Source organism: Rhodopseudomonas faecalis (assembly GCF_003217325.1).
GTDB lineage: Bacteria > Pseudomonadota > Alphaproteobacteria > Rhizobiales > Xanthobacteraceae > Rhodopseudomonas > Rhodopseudomonas faecalis.
On record NZ_QJTI01000010.1, the window covers coordinates 32,700 to 52,821 of the forward strand.

The 20,122-nt window shown below is 65.6% G+C and carries 16 protein-coding genes; 12 read left to right on the top strand and 4 right to left on the bottom strand.

Going from position 1 to position 20,122, the window contains the following annotated elements; all coding sequences use genetic code 11:
• Window positions 1-3: 3 nt before the first annotated feature.
• The 8 genes from hypF to BJ122_RS09845 all read left to right on the top strand — a co-directional run bounded on the left by hypF (window position 4) and on the right by BJ122_RS09845 (window position 12,370).
• Entirely contained in the window at window positions 4-2,262 is a 2,259-nt protein-coding gene (gene hypF / locus BJ122_RS09810) for a carbamoyltransferase HypF (protein WP_110780872.1), read from the top strand.
• A gap of 3 nt (window positions 2,263-2,265) precedes the next feature.
• Complete coding sequence (locus tag BJ122_RS09815; RefSeq protein WP_103011471.1) at window positions 2,266-2,502, top strand: HypC/HybG/HupF family hydrogenase formation chaperone; 237 nt, start codon at window positions 2,266-2,268, stop codon at window positions 2,500-2,502.
• Window positions 2,499-3,638, top strand: a complete 1,140-nt coding sequence (gene hypD, locus BJ122_RS09820; RefSeq protein ID WP_110780873.1) for a hydrogenase formation protein HypD — start codon at window positions 2,499-2,501, stop codon at window positions 3,636-3,638. The genes BJ122_RS09815 and hypD overlap by 4 nt, the downstream gene beginning before the upstream one ends.
• Window positions 3,635-4,681 carry a hydrogenase expression/formation protein HypE gene (gene hypE / locus BJ122_RS09825; RefSeq protein WP_110780874.1) on the top strand — a complete coding sequence of 349 codons (1,047 nt, stop codon included), beginning with the start codon at window positions 3,635-3,637 and terminating at the stop codon, window positions 4,679-4,681. Before hypD ends, hypE begins: the two co-directional genes overlap by 4 nt.
• Window positions 4,682-4,714: 33 nt before the next feature.
• Window positions 4,715-6,199: a sigma-54-dependent transcriptional regulator gene (locus BJ122_RS09830; protein ID WP_110780875.1), complete on the top strand. Its 1,485-nt coding sequence runs from the start codon at window positions 4,715-4,717 to the stop codon at window positions 6,197-6,199.
• A complete protein-coding gene (locus BJ122_RS09835) occupies window positions 6,192-7,574 on the top strand; it encodes a sensor histidine kinase (protein ID WP_110780876.1) in 1,383 nt (460 codons plus the stop codon). Before BJ122_RS09830 ends, BJ122_RS09835 begins: the two co-directional genes overlap by 8 nt.
• 120 nt (window positions 7,575-7,694) lie before the next feature.
• Window positions 7,695-8,915 (top strand): metallophosphoesterase family protein, encoded by a 1,221-nt coding sequence (locus BJ122_RS09840; protein ID WP_110780877.1) that lies wholly within the window; start codon window positions 7,695-7,697, stop codon window positions 8,913-8,915.
• Window positions 8,912-12,370 carry an ATP-binding protein gene (locus BJ122_RS09845; RefSeq protein WP_110780878.1) on the top strand — a complete coding sequence of 1,153 codons (3,459 nt, stop codon included), beginning with the start codon at window positions 8,912-8,914 and terminating at the stop codon, window positions 12,368-12,370. Before BJ122_RS09840 ends, BJ122_RS09845 begins: the two co-directional genes overlap by 4 nt.
• A 344-nt stretch (window positions 12,371-12,714) precedes the next feature.
• Here the strand turns inward: BJ122_RS09845 and BJ122_RS09850 are convergent.
• The 4 genes from BJ122_RS09850 to BJ122_RS09865 all read right to left on the bottom strand — a co-directional run bounded on the left by BJ122_RS09850 (window position 12,715) and on the right by BJ122_RS09865 (window position 16,286).
• Window positions 12,715-13,661 (bottom strand): IS630 family transposase gene (locus BJ122_RS09850; protein WP_110780879.1). Its coding sequence is split into 2 segments (ribosomal slippage): window positions 12,715-13,320 and window positions 13,323-13,661, totalling 945 coding nucleotides; the frame shifts between segments, so codons are not numbered across the junction.
• A 40-nt stretch (window positions 13,662-13,701) separates the two neighbouring features.
• Entirely contained in the window at window positions 13,702-14,424 is a 723-nt protein-coding gene (locus tag BJ122_RS09855; RefSeq protein ID WP_110780880.1) for a DUF1045 domain-containing protein, read from the bottom strand.
• Between the two features lie 36 nt (window positions 14,425-14,460).
• Complete coding sequence (locus BJ122_RS09860; protein ID WP_110780881.1) at window positions 14,461-15,645, bottom strand: alpha-D-ribose 1-methylphosphonate 5-triphosphate diphosphatase; 1,185 nt, start codon at window positions 15,643-15,645, stop codon at window positions 14,461-14,463.
• Window positions 15,642-16,286, bottom strand: coding sequence for an LbetaH domain-containing protein (locus BJ122_RS09865; protein ID WP_110780882.1), 645 nt, complete (start codon window positions 16,284-16,286; stop codon window positions 15,642-15,644). Before BJ122_RS09865 ends, BJ122_RS09860 begins: the two co-directional genes overlap by 4 nt.
• A gap of 168 nt (window positions 16,287-16,454) precedes the next feature.
• Between BJ122_RS09865 and phnC the strand changes: the two genes are divergently transcribed.
• From phnC to phnE (BJ122_RS09885), 4 genes are all read left to right on the top strand, one after another.
• Window positions 16,455-17,267 (top strand): phosphonate ABC transporter ATP-binding protein, encoded by an 813-nt coding sequence (phnC, locus tag BJ122_RS09870; protein ID WP_110780883.1) that lies wholly within the window; start codon window positions 16,455-16,457, stop codon window positions 17,265-17,267.
• A gap of 119 nt (window positions 17,268-17,386) precedes the next feature.
• The gene (phnD, locus tag BJ122_RS09875; protein WP_110780884.1) at window positions 17,387-18,295 is read left to right on the top strand and encodes a phosphonate ABC transporter substrate-binding protein; all 909 of its coding nucleotides are present in this window, start codon (window positions 17,387-17,389) and stop codon (window positions 18,293-18,295) included.
• A gap of 64 nt (window positions 18,296-18,359) precedes the next feature.
• Window positions 18,360-19,244, top strand: a complete 885-nt coding sequence (gene phnE, locus BJ122_RS09880) for a phosphonate ABC transporter, permease protein PhnE (RefSeq protein WP_110780885.1) — start codon at window positions 18,360-18,362, stop codon at window positions 19,242-19,244.
• Window positions 19,241-20,107 (top strand): phosphonate ABC transporter, permease protein PhnE, encoded by an 867-nt coding sequence (gene phnE, locus BJ122_RS09885; protein WP_110780886.1) that lies wholly within the window; start codon window positions 19,241-19,243, stop codon window positions 20,105-20,107. The genes phnE (BJ122_RS09880) and phnE (BJ122_RS09885) overlap by 4 nt, the downstream gene beginning before the upstream one ends.
• The last annotated feature ends 15 nt before the right edge of the window (window positions 20,108-20,122 follow it).

A 20,122-nucleotide genomic window follows, 5' to 3' on the forward strand; every position in this document is an offset into this window, starting at 1 on the left:
GCGATGGCGCCGAGCCCCACGAGCGCCAGCTCGGCCAGCCGCGCCCGGGTGCGGGTGCGCGGCGCCGTGCAGGGCGTGGGGTTTCGGCCATTCGTGTATCGGCTCGCCAGCCGCTATCAGCTTGGCGGTTATGTCGCCAATGATGCCGAGGGCGTGCTGATCGAAGTCGAGGGCGCGGCGCTGACGGAATTCGTCGCGGCGCTGCGTGATGAAGCGCCGCCGCTGGCGCGGGTCGAAGCGGTCGAGACTGAGCCGCTGCGGCCGCTCGGCGAGCGCGGCTTTGAGATCGCGAGCAGCCGCGCCGGCCGGCAAGCGACCCGGATCGGCGCCGATGCCGCGACCTGCGAAGCGTGTCTCGATGAGCTGTTTGATCCCGAAAGCCGGTTTCATCTCTATCCGTTCGTGAACTGCACGCATTGCGGGCCGCGTTACACGCTGACCCGGCAATTGCCCTATGACCGCGCCAACACCGCGATGGCCGGCTTTGCGATGTGCGCCGCCTGCCAGCGCGATTATCAAGGTCCGCATGACCGGCGCTTTCATGCCGAGCCGATCGCCTGCCCGGAGTGCGGGCCGCAGCTCAGCCATGACATTCCGGAGATCGTGGCTCGTCTCCGCCGCGGTGAGATCGTCGCGCTGAAAAGCCTCGGCGGCTTTCATCTCTTGTGCGACGCGCGTCAGCAGAATGCTGTCGCCGAGCTGCGCCGGCGCAAGGGCCGCGACGCCAAGCCGTTTGCGGTGATGATCGCTTCCGAAGCCTCGCTTGATACGGTCGCCGAAGCGAGCGCCGCCGAGCGCGCGCTGCTGCGTTCGGTCGAGCGGCCGATCGTGCTGCTCAACAGCCGCGGCACGCTGGCGCCTGCGATCGCGCCGTCGCTCGACCGGATCGGCGTGATGCTGCCCTATACGCCGCTGCATCATCTGCTGTTTCACGCCGCCGCTGGCGCGCCGCACGGCCGCGCCTGGCAGCAGGCGCCGGTCGATCTGGTGCTGGTCGCGACCAGCGCCAATCTCGGCGGCGATCCGATTGTCACCAGCGAGGCCGAGCGCCAGCTCGCCGGCATTGCCGATGTCATTGTTGATCATGATCGGCCGATCGTGGTGCGCGCCGATGACAGCGTGGCGATGGTGCTGGACGAGCAGCCCTATCTGCTGCGCCGTTCGCGCGGTTATGTGCCGCGCCCGGTGCAGTTGCCGCATGAACTGCCGCCGGTGCTGGCGGTCGGCGGATTGCTGAAAGCGACCGTGACCGCAACCCGCGGCCGGGAAGCCTTTGTCTCGCAGCATATCGGCGACCTCGGCAGCGCCGCGACGTTGCGGTTCTTTGAAGAGATGGTCGCGCATCTGTTGGCGATGCTGGACACGCAGCCGGTGCTGATCGCGCATGATCTGCACGCCGATTTCGCCTCGACCCGCTTTGCCGAGAGTCTCGGTCTGCCGCTGCTCGGCGTCCAGCATCATCACGCCCATGTCGCGGCGATCGCCGCCGAACACGGCGTCACCACGCCGCTGCTCGGGCTGGTGCTCGATGGTCACGGCGTTGGCAGCGATGGCGGCAATTGGGGCGGCGAATTACTGCGCGTCGATGGCGCGCGCTTTCAGCGGATCGGCCATCTGCAGCCATTGCCATTGCCGGGCGGCGATGTCGCGGCACGCGAGCCGTGGCGGATGGCAGCGGCGGCGCTGGCTGTGCTGCAGCGGGCCGATGAGATTGGCCAGCGCTTTGCCGATCAGAAAGCGGCGCCGCTATTGGCGCAATTGCTGGCGCGCGGCACCTTCCCGTCCACCAGCAGCGCGGGACGGTTGTTCGACGCCGCGGCCGGGCTGCTCAAAGTCTGCGCCGTGCAGCATTACGAAGGCCAGGCGGCGATGGAGCTGGAAGCGCTGGTCAATCGACCGCGATTCGATAGCGCGCTCTGGCGGATCGCTGGCGATCAGCTCGACCTCTCGCCGCTGCTGGCGCGGCTGGCGACGCCCGGCATTGATGCGCGCCACGGCGCCGAGCTGTTCCACGGCACGCTCGCCGCCGCGCTCGCCGACTGGGTGATCCAGGCGGCCGAGCGAGCCGGGCTCAGCACCGTCGCGCTCGGCGGCGGTTGCTGTCTCAACCGCGTGCTGATGACGGAGCTGATGCCACGGCTGCGTGCGGGCGGGCTGACGCCGCTCGTCGCGCGGGCCGTGCCGCCCAATGATGGCGGGCTCAGCCTCGGCCAGGCCTGGGTCGCCGGCCTCACTGTGATTGAACAAGCTTCAGGAGCGTAACCGATGTGTCTCGCCATTCCTGCCGAAATCACAGAACTGCTGCCCGAGCAGATGGCGCGGGTGTCGCTCGATGGCGTCAGCAAGGCGGTGTCGGTGGCGCTGATCGAGGACCCGCAGGTCGGCGATTATGTGGTGGTGCATGTCGGCTTTGCGCTCGCCCGCATCGATCCGGAGGAAGCGCGCCGCACGCTCGACCTGTTGGCTGAACTGGGCAGCGACAGTCAGGGAGCCGCGGCATGAAATATGTCGATGAATATCGCGACGGCGCGCTGGCGCGCAAAGTAGCGGCGGCGATCGCGGCGGCCGCCGATCCGCAGCGCAGCTATTCGTTCATGGAATTTTGCGGCAGCCACACCCACGCGATCTCGCGCTATGGCCTGGAAGATCTCTTGCCCGGCAATGTGCGCATGGTACATGGCCCCGGCTGCCCGGTCTGCGTGTTGCCGATCGGCCGGATCGACATGGCGATTGCACTCGCGTCGCGGCCGGCGGTGACGCTGTGCACCTATGGCGATCTGATGCGCGTGCCTGGTTCGCGCGGCAGCTCGCTGCTGCGGGCCAGGGCGGCCGGCGCCGATATCCGCATGGTGTATTCCACGCTCGATGCGCTGGCGATCGCGCAAGCCGAGCCGCAGCGCCAGGTGGTGTTTCTGGCGATCGGCTTTGAAACCACCACGCCGCCGACCGCGCTGGCGATCCGGATCGCGAGCCGCAAGCAACTCAGCAATTTCAGCGTGTTTTGCAATCACGTGCTAACCCCGCCGGCGATCCGCGGCATCCTCGATCATCCCGATGTCGATGCCGGCGCGGTGCCACAGCTCGATGGCTTCATCGGCCCGGCGCATGTCAGCGCGGTGATCGGCTCCAATGCTTTTGCGGAATTCGCCGAACGGTTTCGCAAGCCGGTGGTGGTCGCCGGCTTTGAACCGCTCGATGTGATGCAGGCGATCCTGATGCTGATCCAGCAGGTCAATGACGGTCGCCATCAGGTCGAGAACCAATATGTGCGCGCGGTGACGCCAGAGGGCAACCTGATCGCTCAAGCGGAAGTCGCGACCTATTTCGAGCTGCGCGACAGTTTTGAATGGCGCGGCTTTGGCCGGGTGCCGGCCAGTGGTCTGCGCATCAAGGCCGAGTATGCAGCGTTCGATGCCGAACGGCGGTTCGAGATCGCGGAAGTGTCGGCGCCTGATAATCCCGCCTGCGAATGCGGCGCGATTTTGCGCGGCGTGAAGCGGCCGACCGACTGCAAATTGTTCGGCACGGCCTGCACGCCGGAAACGCCGATGGGATCGTGCATGGTGTCCTCGGAAGGCGCCTGCGCCGCGCATTGGACCTATGGCCGGTTCCGCGATCACGCCAGGAGAGTGGCATGAGCAGCCGCATCAAGCATCGCAAGCTCGATCTCAAGGACGGCCGCGTCGATCTTGCCCATGGCTCCGGCGGCCGGGCGATGGCGCATCTGATCGCTGAGCTGTTCCAGCCCTCGCTCGACAATGACTGGCTACGCCGCGGCAATGATCAGGCGGCGTTTGATGTCGCGGGCGGGCGCATGGTGATCACCACCGATGGCTATGTGGTGTCGCCGCTGTTCTTCCCGGGCGGCGACATCGGCTCGCTGGCAGTGCACGGCACCATCAACGACATTGCGATGTCCGGCGCCAAGCCGCTGTATCTGTCGGCGGCCTTCATCATCGAAGAAGGGTTTCCGCTGAGCGATCTGCAGCGCATCGCCGACAGCATGGGCGCCGCCTCGCGCGCGGCCGGCGTGCCGGTGGTCACCGGCGATACCAAGGTGGTGGAACGCGGCAAGGCCGATGGCGTGTTCATCACCACCACCGGCGTTGGCGTGGTGCCGGCCGGTCTCGATCTGTCGGCGCAGCAGGCGCAGGTCGGCGACAAGGTGCTGCTGTCGGGCACGATCGGCGATCACGGCGTCGCGGTGATGTCGCAGCGTCAGAACCTCGCGTTCGAAACCTCGATCGTGTCGGACTCCGCGGCGCTGCATGGCTTGGTGGCGGCGATGGTGGCGACCGCGCCGCAAGCGCTGCGCGTGATGCGCGATCCGACCCGAGGTGGGCTCGCCGCGACGCTCAACGAATTGGCGCAGCAATCGGGCGCCGGCTTCCGGCTCGATGAGCAGCAACTGCCGGTGCGGCCGGAAGTGGCGGCGGCGTGCGAGTTGCTCGGGCTCGATCCGCTCTATGTCGCCAATGAAGGCAAGCTGGTCGCGGTCGTCGCCGCTGACGCCGCCGATAGCGTGCTGGCAGCGATGCGCGCCCATCCGCTCGGCCGCGATGCCGCGCTGATCGGCGAGGTGGTCGAGGATGATCATCGCTTTGTGCAGATGACGACGAGTTTCGGCGGCGGCCGCATTGTCGATTGGTTGTCGGGCGAGCAATTGCCACGGATCTGCTGAGGACGGATGACGTTGCGTGAGCGAGGTGATGCGATGAGTGGACAGGCGACCGTGCTCGTCGTCGACGACGAGATCCGATCTCTCGAATCGCTGAAGCGGGTGTTGAGCGAAGAGTTCGAGGTGATCTGCGCCAAGGACGCGGGTGAAGCCAGGCGCGTGCTGGAAAGCGAGATCGTGCACGCCATCCTGTGCGATCAGCGCATGCAGCACGAGACCGGCGTCGATTTTCTAAAACATGTGCGCGAGGTGTGGCCCGATCCGGTGCGGATGATCATCTCCGGCTATTCGGATTCAGAGGACATCATCGCCGGCATCAACGAGGCCGGCATCTATCAGTACATCGCCAAGCCCTGGCATCCCGACAAGCTGCTCGACAGCGTGCGCGGCGCGGTGCAGCTGTTCCGGCTGCAGAAAGAGACCGAGACCGCCGGCATCGACATGAAGCTGACGCCGGAGCGCGTCAAGCGGGTGGTGACGGAGAAGCGCGGCGCCGCGCAGCAATTATTCGACTTCGACCGGATTGTGCATGCGCCGGACAGCCCGCTGCGCGACGTGATCGAGCTCGGCCGACGCGCCGCCGATTTCGACATTTCGGTGCTGATCACTGGCGAGTCCGGCACCGGCAAGGAATTGCTGGCGCGCGCCATTCACTATGGCTCCAGCCGCTCCGCGAAAGCGTTCGTGGTCGAGAATTGCGGCGCGCTGCCGGACGAATTGCTGGAAAGCGAATTGTTCGGCTGCAAGAAGGGCGCGTTCACCGGCGCCTATCAGGATCGCATCGGGCTGTTCGAGGTCGCCGACGGCGGCACCATCTTCCTCGACGAAATCGGCGAGACCTCGCCGGCATTTCAGGTCAAACTGCTGCGCGTGCTGCAGGAGAGCGAAATCCGCCCGCTCGGCGCGCAGCGGGTGCGCAAGGTCGATGTGCGCGTGGTCGCCGCCACCAATCGCGATCTGGAAGCCGAGGTGCGCGCCGGCCGTTTCCGGCGCGATCTCTATTATCGGCTGGCGGCGTTTCCGCTGCACATGCCGGCGCTGCGCGAACGGCCGATGGATATTCCGCTGATCGCGCGCCGCGTGCTCGATGAAGTCAGCAAGGCCTATGGCCGCGCGGTACATGGCATCGCGCCCGACGCGCTGTCGCGCATGCAGTGCTACGACTGGCCGGGCAATGTCCGCGAATTGCAGAACGAGATCCAGCGCATGGTGGTGCTGGCCGACAATGGCCAGCTTGAGGACCGCGATCTGTCGCCGCGCATTCGTTCCAGCGGCGCGCCGATCACGCTGCGTAATGGACACGGCAACGGACATCACAATGGTCATGGCAATGGTCACAGCGTCGGCGCGACGCTCAAGACCCAGATCGAAGCGCTGGAACGGCTGATGATCACCGAGGCGCTCGATCGCCATGGCGGCAATATCAGCCGCGTCGCCGGCGAACTCGGGCTGTCCCGCGTCGGGCTGCGCAACAAGCTCGGGCGCTATGATCTGCGCAAGGGCGTGAGCCGTGATGGCTGAGCGCGGCGAGAGCGGGTCCAAGGTCGGAGCCGAAATCGGGCTCAAGACCGGGCTGCTCGATCGGGCCGGCGCCGGGCTGCCGTTCGCGCTCGCCAGCGATCAGGAAACGGCGTGGATCGAAGTGATCCGCAAGATGGACGAAGTGTACGCCGACCTGCTGCGCTACGAGACCGAGCTTGAAGACAAGAACACCGCGCTCGAGGAAGCGCAGGCGTTCATTTCCAGCGTGATCGAGGCGGTGTCTGATGTGCTGATCGTGTGCGATCGCGACGGACGGGTGCTGCAGATCAACCCCGCCGCGATGCAACTGCTCGGCTGCCGCAGCGAGGATGTCGCGCAGCGCTCGCTGGCCGATCTGCTCGATCCGGCCGATCGGCGTCAGGCCGCTGCGCTGGTTGGCGCGCAGGCTTCAAGCGACGTCGTCAATCTCGAAGTGCGCTTTGTCACCGCGCATGGCCCGTCCGATCTCTATGCCGTCAATGCTGCCACCCGCCACGATCCGACGGGCGTGCGGGTCGGCACCGTGCTGACCGCGCGGCCAATCGGCGAGCTGCGCCGCGCCTATGAGGCGCTGCATGCCGCGCATAGCAAGCTGCAGCGCGCGCAGCGGCAATTGATCGAGCAGGAAAAGATGGCGAGCCTCGGCCGGCTGGTGGCCGGTGTCGCCCATGAGCTGAACAACCCGATCAGCTTCATCTATGGCAACATCCATACGCTGGAGCGCTATCGCAAACGGCTCAGCAATTATCTGCAGGCGCTGCATGGCGACGCCGATGCCGAAGAGATCGCCGCGCTGCGCCGCGAGCTGCGCATCGATGCGCTGCTCGACGATTACGGCTCGCTGATCGAAGGCACGCTGGAAGGTGCCACAAGGGTGTCGGATGTCGTCAAAAATCTGCGGCGGCTGAGCTTTTCCAAGCCCGGCGAGATGCAGAGCATCGATGTCGAGCGGGTGCTGCGCACCGCCGCGCTGTGGGCGACGCGCGCCAAGCCCGGCCATGTTGCGCTGAGCTTCGATCTCGAACCAGAGCTGGCGGTGATGGGCCATGAAGGCCAGTTCCATCAGATCATCGTCAATCTGATCGACAACGCCATCGATGCGGTGCGCGGCCAGGTGGCGCCCAGCATCACCATCAGCGCGCGCCGCCAGGGTGATGACATCACGATCACCATCGCCGATAACGGCCATGGCCTGTCGGAAGCCGCGATCGACCTGTTGTTCGAGCCGTTCTTCACCACCAAACCGGTCGGCGAGGGCACCGGGCTTGGGCTGTGGATCAGCTATGGCATCGCGCGCGAACATGGCGGCTCGCTCAGCGCCGCCAACCGCCCTGAGGGCGGCGCGGCCTTCGTGCTGACCTTGCCGGCCGGCTAGCCAGCGCGGCACCTTGATCGCACCTGCCGACTCTCTCTATAAGAGCGTATTGTTCGACCTCCCGCGCCACGCGAATCTGCGCACGCCACGGCGCGCGTCTCCACGGCGCAGTCTGAAGCGATGCGTTTCTCGTTCATCCACGCCGCCGATCTGCACATCGACAGTCCGCTGCTCGGCCTGAGCCTGAAGGACGCCGCGGTGGCGCAGCGCTTTGCGCAGGCCGGCCGGCAGGCGGTCGAAGCCTTGATCGAGCAGACCATCGCTAGCGAGGCCCGGTTCCTGATCCTGGCCGGCGATATTTTCGATGGCGACTGGAAAGACGTCTCGACCGGGCTGTTCTTCGTGCGCGCGTTGGGCGCGCTGCACCGCGCCGGCATTCCGGTTTTCAAGGTCAAGGGCAATCACGACGCCGAAAGCGTGATGTCGCGCGATCTGCCCTATCCGGACACGGTGCGCGCGTTCCGCTCCGCTAAGGCCGAGACCTTTGCGCTCGATGATTGCCGGGTCGCGCTGCATGGCCGCAGTTTTCCGCATCGGCTGACCGCCGATTTCGTCGACAGCTATCCGGAGCGGCGCGACGGCTGGCTCAATATCGGCGTGCTGCACACCTCGCTCGACGGCACACGCGGCCATCAAGGCTATGCGCCGTGCAGCGTCGATGATCTGAGGCGCTTTGGCTATGATTACTGGGCGCTCGGCCATGTGCACGCCGCCGAGATCGTCAGCCGCGAGCCGTGGATCGTCTATCCCGGCAATTTGCAGGGCCGCAGCGTGCGCGAGACCGGGCCGAAGGGCGCGATGCGCGTCACGGTCGAAGATGGCCGGGTGGTGGAAGTTACGCCTCTGGTGCTCGATGGCGCGCGCTGGGCGCATCTTGAGATCGACCTGACCGGCATCAGCGACGACACGGCGCTGCAGGTCCGTCTGCACGACGCGCTTGCCGCCAGCCACGCGCAATGCGATGGCCGGCCGCTGGCGGCGCGGCTGACGCTGACCGGCACCACGCCGCTGCATAATCATCTGATCGCGAAACGCGACACGCTGCAGGACGAGCTGCGCGCGTTCGGCTTTCAGCTCGCGGCCGATTGCTGGGTCGAACAGCTCAAGGTACGCACCGCGCCGCCGCCGCGCCCGGTGCTGCAAGGCACTGATGCGCTCGACGTCAGCGCGCTGCTCGCCGAGGTCGCCGCCGATCCGGAATTCGCAGTGACGATCGGCGAACTACTCGAAACGGTGAAGGCCAAGCTGCCCAAGGATCTCCATGATGCCTTGGCGACGCCGGAGCTGACGCAGCGCCTGGCGCAAGACGCCACGGCCTTGCTGGCGGGAGAGCTGTCGTGAGGTTCGAGCAGCTCACGCTGGAGCGCTACGGCGCGTTCACCGATCGCGTGCTGAGCTTTCGGCCGGGTGCCGCGCTCCATGTCGTGCTCGGCGCCAATGAGGCGGGCAAGACCACCGCGCTGACCGCGATCGGCGATTTTTTGTTCGGCTTTGGCGCGCGCACCGATCATGCGTTTCGCCACGACAGCAAGACGCTGCGCATCGGTGCTACGCTCATCCGCAGCGACGGCGGCGTGCTCACCGCGCGGCGCCGCAAGGGCAACAAGAACACGCTGGTCGATGGCGATGATCAGCCCTTGCCGGATGAATTGCTGGCGCCGCTGCTCGCGGGGCTGACGCGGCCGACATTCGATGCCGAATACGGGTTGACCGCGCGCGCCTTGCGCGACGGCGGCCATGAGCTGCTGAAAGCCGATGGCCGGCTGGCGGAAACGCTGGCGGCGAGTTCGGCCGGCATGACGGCGCTGTCGCGGCTGCGGCAGCAATTGCAGGACCGCGCGGATGAGCTGTTCACCGCGCGCCGCTCAGCCGGCAAACCGTTCTATGTCGCGGCCGAGCGCCGCGATAGCGCTGACCGGGCGCTGCGCGAGGCGATCGTCACCCGCGATGCGCTGCGCCAGGCCGAGGATGCCGTCACCGCCGCGCGCCAGCAGCTTGATGATCTCAACGCCGCGCACGCGCAATCCGGTACCACGCTGGCGCGCTGGCAGCGCGTGCTACGCACCAAGGCGCAGCTCGCGCGGCTCGATGGCATTACCGCTGAACTCATGGCACTGGCCGATCTGCCGGAGATCAGCGCCGCGCAGCTTGAGAGCTGGCAGGCGGCGTTGGCGTCGTGCACTGAAATCGATCAGCAAGTAGCGGCACTCGATGAAGCCGCGTCCGCCGATGCCGCCGAGATCGCGGCCGCATCGCGCGATGAGCGCGTGCTGGCCGAAGGCGCGCTGATCGATGCATTACGCGAGCGGCTGGGCGCGGTGCGAAAGGCGATCGACGATCTGCCGCGGCGCCAGCAGGCACGCGAGTCCGCGCAGACGGCGCTGAACGGCGCGGCGCGCCGGCTCGGCCTGCCGTCTCACGTCGAGCTGTTGCAGAAGCTGCCGACCGAACTGGCGCTGGCCGGGGCGCGCGAGCTGATCGACAAATGGCGCAGCGCCGAGCAACAGCTGGCCCGCGCTGAGGAGCGCGCTGAACGGGCCCGCCGCGAACATGACGAGTCGCTCGCGAGCGAGGCGGCCGCGACCATCGTGGTCGATATCGAGCAGGCGCGGCAGCGCTTTGAGGCGCTGGGCGATCTATCCGCCAAAGTCGAGCGTTATCATCTCGACTCTGCGACCTGGCAGCGCGACAGCGACCTGATCGCCGCGCAGCTTGCCGCGCTCGATCCCTGTCCCGGCAGCGCGGCGCAGCTGCGCGCCTTGCCATTACCCGATGGTGCCGCGATTGCGCGCTTTGTCCGCGAATTCGCGCTGCGCGAAACCGAGCTGCAGCGGCTGCAGGACGAGGTCGCCGGTCAGGATAATGAGATCGCGCGCCTTGAACATGATCTGGCCAAGCTCGCCGGCGAAGCCAGCGTGCCGACCCGCACCGATCTGATCGAAGCGCGCCGCGGCCGCAATGACCAGATCGCCGCGTCGCGCGCGGCCCTTGATGCCGAGCGCGAGCAGCGCGCCCAGCTGCTCGATCAGCTCGAACGCGCCGCGCTGCATGTCGATGACGTCACCGACCGGCTGCTCAGCGATACCGAACGCGCCACCCGGCGCGAGGATGCCCAGCAGCGGCTTGCGCAAGGCCATCTTGAGCGCGCCGCGCGGACGCGCAAGCTCGATGAGCTGCGTCAGCGCTGCGATGAGCTGCAGCAGGATTGGCTCGCGCTGTGGCGCTCGTCTGCGATCAAGCCGCGCACGCCTGCCGAGATGCAGAGCTGGCGCGAGCGCGTCGATGGTTTGCTGGAGCGCCTGGGGCGCTGCGATCAGCAAAAGACGGCGCTCGATGCGCTCGCGGCTAGCATCGCCAGTGCCAAGACCGCGGTGATCGCGTTTCTTGAATGGAGCGGCCGGGCTGGCGATCCGGCGCTTCCGGCCGAGGTGCTGTATCAGGAAGCCAAAGCGCGGCTGAACAGTCTGCAAGACGCTTGGACCGAGGCGCGCAGCCGCGATGCCACCCGGCAGCGCATCGCCCGCGATCTGCGCGAGGCGGAGAGTGAACGCGCCGCGGCGCAGGCCGCGCTCGCGGCTGATCGCGCTGCCTGGCCCGCGGCGATGCGTGCCATCGGTGTTGATCAGCAGGCCACCGCGGCGCAGGCCGCGGCGGCGCTCGAGGTCTGGAGCACGGTCGCTGCGCCAAAAGCCAATTATGAGAGCGAGCAGCACCGCGTCGCCGCGATCGAAGCGGACTTGGCGGCGTTCGAGCGTGATGTCGCCGCGCTCGCTGCCCGCATCGCGCCGGAGCTGGCGAGCGTTCCGGCGCAGCAGGCGCTATCGCGACTGATCGAACGGCTCACGGCCGCGCGCCGCGCCGATGATCATTGCCAGCGGCTCGCGGGGAATGAGGAGAAGCGGGCCGGCAAGCGCCGCGAGTTGCAGGCGCAACGCGCGGTGGCGGCGCAGGTCTTGGATCAAGCGCGCGTCATCTTCGCCGCCGATGACATTGCGGCTTTGGCCGAGCCGCTGCGCCGTGCCGCCGCCCGTCAGGCGCTGGAGCTCGAACAGGCGCGGCTGCGCCGCGATCTGCACGAGATCGGCGATGGCCGCGACGAGAGTGAGTTGCGCCAGGAACGGATCGGCCTTGATCTCGATACGCTGCCAGCGGAGATCGACCGCGAGCAATTGCAGCAGAAGCTGCTCTTCAAGCAGATCGAAACCGCGTCAGCCGCCTGGCATCAGGCCTGTACCGATCGCGATCAGCTCAGCCGGGGTCGCAATGCCGCCGCCGCTGCCGCGGCGCGCGCCGATGCCGACGCCGAACTGCTCGGCATTGCCGAGCGCTGGCTGCTACAAGCCGCGGCGGCCAAGCTCGCTGGCCGCGCGGTCGAGCGTCATCGGCAGCGCGTGCAAGATCCCTTGATCACCCGCGCCGGTGAATTGTTCGCGCTGGCGACCGCGGGCGCCTTTGCCGGGCTCGGCGTCGATTTCGACGATGATGACCGGCCGGTGCTGGTGACAAGGCGCGGCAATGACGAGCGGGTGCCGGTCGCGGGGCTGAGCGAAGGCACACGTGATCAGCTATTCCTGGCGCTGCGGCTGGCGATGTTGGAAGGGCGCCACGGCGAGCCGCTGCCCTTCATCGGCGATGATCTGCTGGCGAGTTTTGATGAGCCGCGCACCGCAGCGATGCTGCAATTGCTGGCGGCTGCCGGCGCGCGGCAGCAGATCATTGTGTTCACCCATCACCGCCATGTCGCGGAGCTGGCGGCCGCGCTGCCGAATGCCGCGGCCGATATCATCGCGTTGTGAGCCGCCGCGTAGCTCAGACAGCGCGTAGAGCATTTCAGGTTTTGAGGGAACGTATCGGGCACTGATGAGGTCGCTACAAACCTCCCTGGTTTCCCTCCCCCTTGTGGGGAGGGTGGCCGGCCCGATGTTAATCGGGCCGGACGGGTGGGGGGATCCGGCGCGCGGTTGGAGTCTGTGGCAACCGACTATCGTCTGCGAGCAAAGTCTTTTGGCGTCACGCACCGAAACACAAAGTTGAAGTTTCGAGTGACACCGGGCGCACAGCCCCCCACCCCGGCGCTTCGCGCCGACCCTCCCCACCGCTACGCGGGGGGAGGGAGAACGAACTATAGAGCGTGATGCATTTACGTTTGCCTGTATCCTGCATTTACGAAGTAATTTGAGCATTCTGTTGGTGAGGTGATTTTGAGGATCTCGCCGATCGCGCTGGAGACGGTTTCGACGGATCGTTTTGCGGCCTTGCGAAGCCAATGCTTGAGCTTTGAGAAGAACTGCTCGATCGGGTTCAGGTCGGGCGAGTATTTTGGCAGGAACAACAAGCGTGCGCCGGCGGCACGGATGGCGCGGCGTATGGCGGGTCCCTTGTGTGAGCCGAGATTGTCCATGATGACGATGTCACCCGGCCGAAGCGTTGGAACGAGGACGCGCTCGACATAGATGCGGAAGCTGTCGCCGTTGATCGGCCCATCGAGCAGCCACGGCGCGGTGACGCCATCGCAACGCAGGGCCGCCAGGAAGGTCAATGTCTGCCAGTGACCATGCGGCACGCTGGCCTTGAGCCGCTGCCCGCGCGGTGCCCACCCCCGGAGCGGCGCCATATTGGTCTTGGTCCAAGTCTCGTCGATGAAGACCAGCCGGGCGGGATCGAACCGGTCGCGATATTTGCACCATTGCGCGCGGCGGCGGGCGACGTCGGGGCGGTTTTGCTCTGCGGCGATCAGCGTCTTTTTTTATGACTGAGCTTCTCGCGGTGGACGAACTCCCACACCGACCGATAGTCCACCTTCAGACCGCGCTCGCCGAGTTCGGCGACCAGGCCGCGCAAAGTGAAGTCCGCTTCCCGGCAGCGCCGCACAAGCCATTCCTCATGCGCGCCAGCGATCTTGCGCGGCTTGTAGCCGCCGATCTTGTCCGGCTCCACGCTGCCGGTCCGGCGGAACCGCCGCACCCACAAAATGGCCGTGCTGATGCCGACCCCAAATTGCGCCGCTGCCTGATGGCACGACAGGCCACCATCGATCACCGCCGCAACCACCCGCGTGCGCAAATCAGTCGAATAGGCTCGTCCCATCCATGCTGACCTCCTTCAGCCAGCATGTTGAATCAGAACATTACCGATTCGGGAATCCAAGCCGACGCAGCCTCAAATCATCCCGCTCTAGCTGAAATTCGCCGATCACGCGGAATGGCGCGTGATCCTGCTGCTGACACAGCACGATGCGATCGATCGCGCAGTGGTCGAGCGCCAGCTCGGCAAAACGCTGTTGCAGCTGCGCCAGCAGCGCCGCGCGCTGCAATTCGGGCAGCCGCCCGGTCAGCGTCATGTGAAACCGGAACTGATCCATCACATAGGGATAGCCCCAGCGTTCCAGATAATCGCGCTGCGGCGCGGACAGCGCCTCCGGCCTCCGGCGCGCGCGATCGGCTTCCGTCAACGGCGCGCGCAAGCCATCGAAGTCGCGCACGCAGTCAGCGGCGAGCTGCTGCAGCTCGGCGCTGGGTGCCGACGGCACCACGGCAAGAAAGCCGCCGATCGCATCGACCTTGGGGGTGATGAGTGGAATCGCGCGCGGCTTTGCGGCGAACACGCGGCACGTGTCGATCAGGCGATCCACAGTGGCGCCTTCGGCGAGCGCGAATGGCGGCTTCAGCGTGGCGTGGAAGCCATAGCCGCGCGGCTCCTCGGTGATCGCGCGCCAATCGGCGACATCGCCCACCGGCGGCAGCGGCTCGCCGGAATAGCCGTCATAGCCGAGCCACGCCGCGCCAAACTGGTACAGCGGGGCGTGGCGCGGCGGCACGTAGTAGATGGCAAAGCGCGAGTGATGCTGCATGATCCCTGACATCGTTTCCGTTGCGATAGGACAGGATCACGCCGCCGACAAGCGGCTCGGCGTCGCCGTCTGCTGCAACCGCTCGGCGCCGACCAGATGCACCAGCCGGCCCCCAGCGATCACCGCCACGATCCGCGGCCGGGTCGGCACTTGATCATCTACCAACAACAGATCGGCGCGCTGGCCCGCGGCGATCGCGCCGCGATCCGTCATGCCCACCGCCGCCGCTGGATTGGCTGACACCAGCGCCCAGGCTTCCGGCAGCGTCAGCACGTCGTCATGTACCAGCCGGAACGCGGCCAGCAGCGGCGCCGGATAGTAATAGTCGGATGCCAGGATCGAGCACAGGCCCTTGGCGACCATGTCAGCGGCCTTGGTCCAGCCGGTGTGGCTGCCGCCGCGCAGCACATTGGGCGCACCGAACACGGTGAAGTCGCCGCCATTGATCGCGGCGCGCGCAGTCGGCTCGTTGATCGGAAATTCGGCGATCGACACGCCTTGCGCGCGGAAAGCCTGGCGCAGCTCGGGCGTGTCGTCGTCATGCGACAGCATGGTGACGCCAGCCGCGCGCGCCGTTTCGGCAATGCGCATGATCGAATCCGGCACTTCATGCTGGCGCGCGACCACCTCAGCGACCAGCCGGTCGAATTCCGCTTCGCTGACGCCAGCGCGTTCCACCATGCGGTTGCGTTTCTGCGGATGATCGAGATTGGCGACGGTGGAATCGGTGTGATCGTTGAAGGCCAAGAGATCGATCCGGCCCGCCACCAGCCATTGCTTGATGGTGAATTCAGCCTGCAGATTGAAGGTCTCATGCCGCAGGTGAAAGCGGGTATCAGCCAACAGCTGCGGCCGCATGGTCTCGATCGCGGACAATAGCCGCTCGGCATTGTCGGCGCTGCGCAGCCCCGGCTCCCACGACCAAGTGGTGGCGTGAAACACCGTGGTGATGCCGTTGGTGATCGCTTGCCGGTCGCTTTCGGCCAGCGCCACGTCGATCGGGAAATCGACGCCGGGCCGCGGCATCATCTGCCGTTCAAAGGCGTCGCCGTGAATATCGACAATGCCGGGCAGCACCAGCAGGCCACGCGCGTCGAATTGCTGCGTGGCCGAGGTCGCGGCATCGAGCGCCGCGATGTGATGACCATCGACATGCACCGACACATCAGCGAATTGCTGGCCAAGCAGCACCCGGCCGCCATCAATACGAAGCTTGCTCATTGGGCGGCCTGCTGCGGTTGAGCCGCACTATATTTGTTGATGAATTGTTCGATCGGCAAAGCGCGGAAATCCGGCAGCGCGCGCCGCAACGTTTCGTGGTCCCAGTCCCACCAGGCCAGCGCCACCAGACGTTCGGCAATCGATTCGGAAAAGCGGCGCCGGATCACCCGCGCCGGATTGCCGGCCACGATGGTGTAGGGCGCGACATCCTTGGTGACCACCGCGCCGGCCGCCACCACGGCGCCGGTGCCGACATTGCGGCCGGGCAGCACGATCGCGCCATGTCCGATCCATACATCGTGACCAAATGTCACATGATGCTGGCGCCGCCATTCAAAGAACGAGGCTTCGTCGGCCTCGCCGGGGAAATAGGCGCTGGCGCGATAGGTGAAATGCGCCTGGGTGGCGCGCGCCATCGGATGATTGCCGGGGTTGATGCGGGTCATCGCCGCGATCGAGCAGAACTTGCCGATGGTCGCATAAGCGATCTGGCTGTCATTGACGACATAAGAGTAGTCGCCCATCGCAACTTCGAGCAGCTGGGTGCGCTCGCCGACCTCGCAATAGCGCCCGATCGTCGTGTGACGCACGCAGGCGGTCGGTGAGATCGTGGGCGTTGGGGACAGGGGCGACGCAACCATGCAAGCTCCGATAGCAGCTGTTAGCTCGAACGAAGCGAGTGCTTTCCTGCTTGTTGATGACATGGCGATGACGGCGCTGTGACGCTGTGCACGACCTCCCGAATGAACGTCATACGACTGTTATAGAGCGGCGATAGCGGTTGTGTGGTTTTTACGAGGGAGTGGGCCATGCTGATGGTTGATGGATTGACGTGTCGCTTCGGCACCAAGACCGCTGTTGACAATGCGTCGTTCTCGATCGCGCCGGGCGCCTTTGTCGGTGTCATCGGCCGATCCGGCGCTGGCAAATCGACGCTGCTGCGTCTGATCAACCGTCTGGCGGAGCCGAGCGACGGGCGTATCGTGTTTCAGGGGCAGGATGTCACCGCGCTCAGCGGCCGTGAATTGCGGCAGTGGCGCGCGCGCTCGGCGATGATCTTTCAGCAGTTCAATCTGATTGACCGTCTCGACGTGTTGACCAATGTGCTGATGGGCCGGCTTGCCGAGGTGCCGAGCTGGCGCTCGCTGGTGCAGCTGTGGCCGGAGCGCGACAAGGCGCTGGCGATGTCGGCGCTCGATCAGTTCGACATGGCGTCCTATGCCGCGCAGCGCGCCGACCAATTGTCGGGCGGCCAGCAGCAGCGCGTCGCGATCGCCCGCGCCCTGGTGCAGCAGCCCGACATCGTGCTGGCTGATGAGCCGATTGCTTCGCTTGATCCGCGCAACACCAAAATCGTGATGGACGCGCTGCTACGCATCAACAAGCATTTCGGCATAACGGTGCTGTGCAATCTGCATTCGCTTGATCTGGCGCGTAGCTATTGCGATCGGCTGATCGGCATGTCCGCCGGCCGGATCGTATTCGACGGCGCGCCGTCCGAACTCACCGAACAGATCGCCCGCGATCTTTACGACCTCGAAGCCAATGAAGTGCTTGGTGGAGAGCATGTGATGCCGCCGCCGGTTTCGGTGCCGGGGTTGGTTGGAACAGTTGCGGCCTGATCCAGACAGGTCGCTCCAGAAACAGACAAATTGTCGCGAGTTTCTTGCATCGATCGGGCCTGGTCCGACCGAATTCTTTTTGGCGTTCACTCAAGCCCTTCCAGAAAGGCAAATCTTCCATGAGCAAAATTCGTTCTCTCGTTGCCGGTGCTCTCGGCCTGTTGCTGACCGCGTCCGCGGCGACGGCGCAGGACTGGAAAGCCAAATATCCGGAACTGGTGTTCGGCAAGATTCCCGACGAGAACGCCTCCGGCACCACCTCGCGCTGGACGCCGCTGACCGACTATCTGTCCAAGCAGCTCGGCGTGAAGGTGACGCTGCGTATCGCCAATGACTACGCCGCGGTGATCGAAGGGCAGCGCGCCGGCAACATCCATATCGGCATGTATGGCCCGGCGTCCTATGCGCGCGCTTATCTGGTCGGCGCCAAGGTCGAGCCGTTTGCGATCGAAGTGAACAGCGACGGCTCCAAGGGCTATCATTCGGTGCTCTATGTGAAGACCGACTCGTCCTACAAGACCATTGAGGACCTCAAGGGCAAGAATCTCTGCCTGGTCGATCCGAACTCGACCTCCGGCAACAATGTGCCGCGCTTCATGATGAGCAAGATGTCGATCGAGCCGGACAAGTTCTTCGGCAAGGTGATCTATGCCGGCAGCCACGAGAACGCCGTGATCGGCGTGACGCAGGGCACCTGCGATGCCGCCTTCAACTGGTGGAACACCGAGGACGAATCCAACCTGATGCGGATGGACCGCAAGGGCATGGCCAAGGCCGCTGATTTCCGCATTATCCTCAAGTCCGATCAGATCGTGAACTCGCCGATGGCCTATCTGACGGACCTGCCAGCCGATCTGAAAGCCGCGATCCGCAAGGCTGTGCTTGATCTCGCCACCAACGATCCGGAGACCTTCAACAAGATCTACGAGGGCAAGTCGAAGCCTTACGCCGCGGTGGACCACAAGGCCTATGAGCCGGTGGTGGAGCTGATCAAGTTCGTCGACTCGCTGCGCAAGCAGAAGTCGTAACGCCCGACTGAACTGAGATTCGCGGGCGGTGCCAAGCCGCCCGCGACCAGAACCGGACCACACAATGCCATCAGCCGTTTCGGAATTGCCCGAGGCACAGTTGCGCGGCCTTGCGGCAGACTATCGCGCGGCTGTCGCGGTCAAGCGCCGCCGCACTGCGCTCGGCCTTGTCATCCTGCTCGCCGCCACTGTGGCCGCAGCCTGGATGGGCGAGGTTGACCTCACCAAATTCGCGCAAAACTTCTGGCGCTTCCCGTCCTATTTCGTGGCGATCACGCCGCAATTATCGCTGGCAACGCTCTGGCACGATCTTGCCGAATGGATGTGGGGCATCAAGCGCTGGGGCGGGCTGTTGCTCGACACGCTCTTGATCGCCTATGTCGGCACGCTGCTCGGCGCTGTCGCGGGTTTTACGCTGTGCTTTCTGGCCTCCGCCAATCTGGTGCGCTCGCGCACCATCGTGTTCATCGCCCGGCGTTTCCTGGAATTCTGCCGCACCGTGCCGGAGATCGTGTTCGCGCTGGTGTTTGTGCTGGCGTTCGGCCTCGGCCCGCTGCCGGGTGTGCTGGCGATTGCGATCCACACCACGGGCGCGCTCGGCAAGCTGTTTGCCGAAGTGGTGGAGAACATCGATCAGAACCCGGTCGAGGGCGTGGTCGCCAGCGGCGGCAGCTGGGTCGAGATGGTGCGCTACGCGGTGGTGCCGCAGGTGGTGTCGAATTTCGTCAGCTATGCGCTGCTGCGCTTTGAGATCAATGTCAGAGGCGCGGCGGTGATGGGCTTTGTCGGCGCCGGCGGCATCGGCCAGGACCTGATCGAAGCCGTGCGCAAATTCTACTACAGCGACGTCAGCGCCATTCTGGTGTTGATCATCGTCACTGTGATGGCAATCGACTATATCACTGAAGGCGTGCGCCGCCGCCTGATTGGACGGGAGGCGAGCCGATGAGCGACGCACGCAGAACCTTGAGCTTCGCCGACGAAACCGCCATTGCGCAGCGCTATCCGGCGCAGTTCAAGGCCGATTGGCTGCAGCGCGCCAAGCTGATCGGCGGCATCGTGATTGCCGCGGCGCTGTTCGTCTATGGCCTGATCAGGCTCGACATCCCGTTTGATCGCATGCTGGGCGGCAGCGTGCGGCTGGTGGAATTCATGGGGCTGATGCTGCCGCCCGATCCGGGCTCCTGGGAGCAGGCCAAACTCTATCTGCACGCCATGGGCGAAACGCTGGCGATCGCCTTTCTCGGCACGCTCGGCGGCGCATTGCTGGCGTTCCCGGTGTCGTTCCTGGCGGCGCGCAATGTCGTCGCCAACCGCGTGCTGCAATTGTTCACGCGGCGCAGCCTCGACACGGTGCGCGGCGTCGATACCTTGATCTGGGCGCTGATCTGGGTCGGCGTGGTCGGCCTCGGCCCGTTCGCCGGCATTCTGGCGGTGATGTGCAGCGACTTCGGCAGCTTTGGCAAACTGTTCTCCGAAGCGTTCGAGGCCGCCGATGACCGCCCGATCGAAGGCGTGAAATCGACCGGGGGCTCGCATCTACATTGCGTGCGCTTCGGCCTGCTGCCGCAGGTGATTCCGATCCTGGCCAGCCAGATCCTATACTTCTTCGAATCCAACACTCGCTCGGCCACCATCATCGGCATCGTCGGCGCCGGTGGCATCGGCCTGCAACTGGCCGAGCAGATCCGCGTGCTGGAGTGGCAGAAGGTCTCGTTCCTGATCGTGCTGATCCTGATCGCGGTGGCGGTGATCGATTTTGTGTCGAGCCGCTTGCGCTTTGCGATCATCGGCCGCCGCGTGGTGGCGTAACGGCTTCGCGGCGCG